Annotated in this window: 6 protein-coding genes; 1 reads left to right on the forward strand and 5 read right to left on the reverse strand. The window is 68.2% G+C overall.

The window, feature by feature from the left end; translation table 11 throughout:
- From H629_RS14330 to H629_RS0113790, 5 genes are all read right to left on the reverse strand, one after another.
- A partial coding sequence (locus H629_RS14330; RefSeq protein WP_036085287.1) for a hypothetical protein occupies positions 1-369 on the reverse strand: 369 nt, incomplete at its 3' end.
- Positions 363-692 (reverse strand): HNH endonuclease signature motif containing protein, encoded by a 330-nt coding sequence (locus H629_RS15450; RefSeq protein ID WP_161608039.1) that lies wholly within the window; start codon positions 690-692, stop codon positions 363-365. The genes H629_RS15450 and H629_RS14330, both read right to left, overlap by 7 nt.
- 73 nt (positions 693-765) lie before the next feature.
- Positions 766-972: a hypothetical protein gene (locus H629_RS15455; RefSeq protein WP_024357810.1), complete on the reverse strand. Its 207-nt coding sequence runs from the start codon at positions 970-972 to the stop codon at positions 766-768.
- The gene (locus tag H629_RS0113785; RefSeq protein ID WP_024357811.1) at positions 969-1,289 is read right to left on the reverse strand and encodes a hypothetical protein; all 321 of its coding nucleotides are present in this window, start codon (positions 1,287-1,289) and stop codon (positions 969-971) included. Before H629_RS0113785 ends, H629_RS15455 begins: the two co-directional genes overlap by 4 nt.
- Positions 1,286-1,537: a hypothetical protein gene (locus H629_RS0113790; RefSeq protein WP_024357812.1), complete on the reverse strand. Its 252-nt coding sequence runs from the start codon at positions 1,535-1,537 to the stop codon at positions 1,286-1,288. The genes H629_RS0113785 and H629_RS0113790 overlap by 4 nt, the downstream gene beginning before the upstream one ends.
- A gap of 446 nt (positions 1,538-1,983) precedes the next feature.
- Here H629_RS0113790 and H629_RS15035 point away from each other — a divergent pair.
- Positions 1,984-2,285, forward strand: a 302-nt coding sequence (locus H629_RS15035; protein ID WP_084705433.1) for a helix-turn-helix domain-containing protein, incomplete at its 3' end; no start/stop codon positions are given.

Below are 2,285 nucleotides of genomic sequence, written 5' to 3' on the forward strand. Positions count from 1 at the left end.
GCGTCCGCCGATCGCGCGGTCCCCGTCGAAGCGGAGGAGTCGGGCACCCTCCAAGAACTCTCGCCGGGTCTGCTCGGTCGTCACGAGATTTGAGTGCGTCGTGGGGAGTAGCACCCGGTCACGGTGCGCGATCCAGGCCTCCTCATCCATCAGGATTTCCCCGGCGTGATCGGGGGGAAACGCCCCTTGGTGAGCCTTAGCGGGGGAGGCACCGCCGCGACTCAAAGAAGGTCGTTCGACTCGCTCGACCTCGACGAGTGCAGGGGTGTAGGTCGGGGCGACGAGCGCGGCGAGCCGTTCCAGCTCGGCGAGGTCGACGCCCGACGCGAGTAGGCGGGCGAGCGCGTCGACCGTGTTGTCGTTCACCATCGGGGCAGCCGCCGCGCTCGGCGCGAGGCCGCGTTCGTCTTGATCGCCCCGGCCCGCCCGCCGTCGCTGCGGTTGCACGAGCGGTGCGAGCCGCCCAGGTTCGACGGGTCGAGGGTGCCGCCCTTGTCGGCGTCGATGATGTGCCCGACGTCGAAGCGCTCGCCGAGCACGATCGGACGTCCGCAATTCACGCAGGGCACATGCTCGCCACGGGTCAGGCGGGCGGTGATGACTGCGCGCACCACGCGGCGGGCACGATACCACTCGGGGCTGCGGTGGTGTCGGCTCACGGTCGCGGCCCCCGCCCCTGCCAGGTGAGCCACACGCACACGCCCACAGCGGCGAGCAACAGCAGGCACGAGCCCGCCCCAGTCGTGGTCATGGCGTCCTGCCAGCTCATCGCGCAGCCCTCTCGATTGCGGCGCGCTTGCGGCGCGCACGGCGTTCATACGGGCCGCAGTGCTGCACGACGGCGAGCATGTCACCCGAGATCGGATAGGCCAGCAGCTCGGGCATCTCGCCCGCCATGTCGTGCAGCATCTCGGCATCGTCGTGGGCGTGGATCGCGGCGCACAGCTCAGCGTGCGCAGAGTAAGCGCTCATGCTGTCGGCTCCGTCACTTCGTGGCGCTCGTGGCGAGGGCAGTGGTACGAGTGCAGCAGACCGGGGCCGCACTCGCAGCGCGGTCGGCGGCTGGCGCGGCTCTCGTGCACCTCGGCCATGAGGTCGCGGTCGAGGTCAGCGAGGAGCTTGTACGCGGCCTGCACCGCCTCAGGGTGCGATTCCGCTGTGGCGGTGCGGCGGTACTGGGGCACGCCGTTGATGTAGGCGCGTGCGATCCAGGGGCTGAATCCGCGGTCGTAGCCGAGCGGGTGTACTTCGAAGCGGCGTCTGACGGTGGCGTGGAGCTTGATCGTCATGGTGTCTCCTGGTGGGTGAGGCTGCGGGCGTCGGTGCCGCAGCGGAGGCAGATAGTCGAGGTGGCGGGGATCAGGTGCTCGGCGTGGTGGCGGGCGTGGCATCGGGTCGTCATGAGCGTCGCGACGGCGGTGTCTTCGTCGGGGGTGCGGGGCGCGGGGCGGGGCGGGTTGAGGCGTGCTCGGCGGGCGGCGGCGTTGGCGAGCTTGTGAGCGGCGGCGATGCTGCCGTAGGGGCGTGTGGTGGGCACCGGGTAGCCTCCGTTCTTGACTGTTCGATGGTGGGAGGGGTGGAGGTCGTCACGCCCTGATACGCGGCCCGTTAGGGCGCGTTCAGGGCGTGCTGTTCGACGGAGCCGGGGGCTTCGGACTTGCACGCTCGCGCGGGTAGCGCGACACGACCGGGGTGCTCACGCGGCGGGATGGATGGTGGGGGTGCGCGCCCGGGTGTGCCTTGACCGCGCCCCGCCGTGTGATCGGGGTGGCGACTTGGTGCGCGGTAGCCTCCCGCGGGTCTCCCATGTGTGGCCTGGGTAGCGTCGTCTGTTCAGTTGTGCCCGGGGTGGCCTGGTGGTGGGCGTGGGGACAAAGCTTTCTTAGCGTGCATGACACTAAGAATCTTTAGCGCGAAGGATTCTTAGCGGATTGGGCGCGGCGTGTCGCGAAGATTTCTTATTGCCCGGTTTATGCTTGTGTCATGGCACCACAACTAACGACAGAGGTTCACTCCGTAGGCGAACTGATTAGGGCTACGCGCGCAGAGCGCGATCTCTCGCTCAGGGATGTTGCGAGGCTCATTGGGTCGACCGACGCCTCGGTCTCCAATTGGGAGCGTGGCAAGCATCAGATCACGCTCGGGAACGCGATCAAGTTCGCCGAAGAACTGAACATCCCGATCGAGTGGATGATCGAGGCCATGAAACGCGAAATGGCCTCCACCCCGAAGGGTGGAGGCCAATCGTGCGCCCTCACGGGCTCGAACCGTGGACCCGCTGATTA

Source organism: Leucobacter chironomi DSM 19883 (genome assembly GCF_000421845.1).
GTDB lineage: Bacteria > Actinomycetota > Actinomycetes > Actinomycetales > Microbacteriaceae > Leucobacter > Leucobacter chironomi.

Excerpts from the sequence above, each read along its gene's own strand:
- H629_RS15455 (WP_024357810.1), bottom strand. The coding sequence starts at position 972 with ATGAGCGCTTACTCTGCGCACGCTGAGCTGTGCGCCGCGATCCACGCC.
- H629_RS0113785 (WP_024357811.1), bottom strand. The coding sequence starts at position 1,289 with ATGACGATCAAGCTCCACGCCACCGTCAGACGCCGCTTCGAAGTACAC.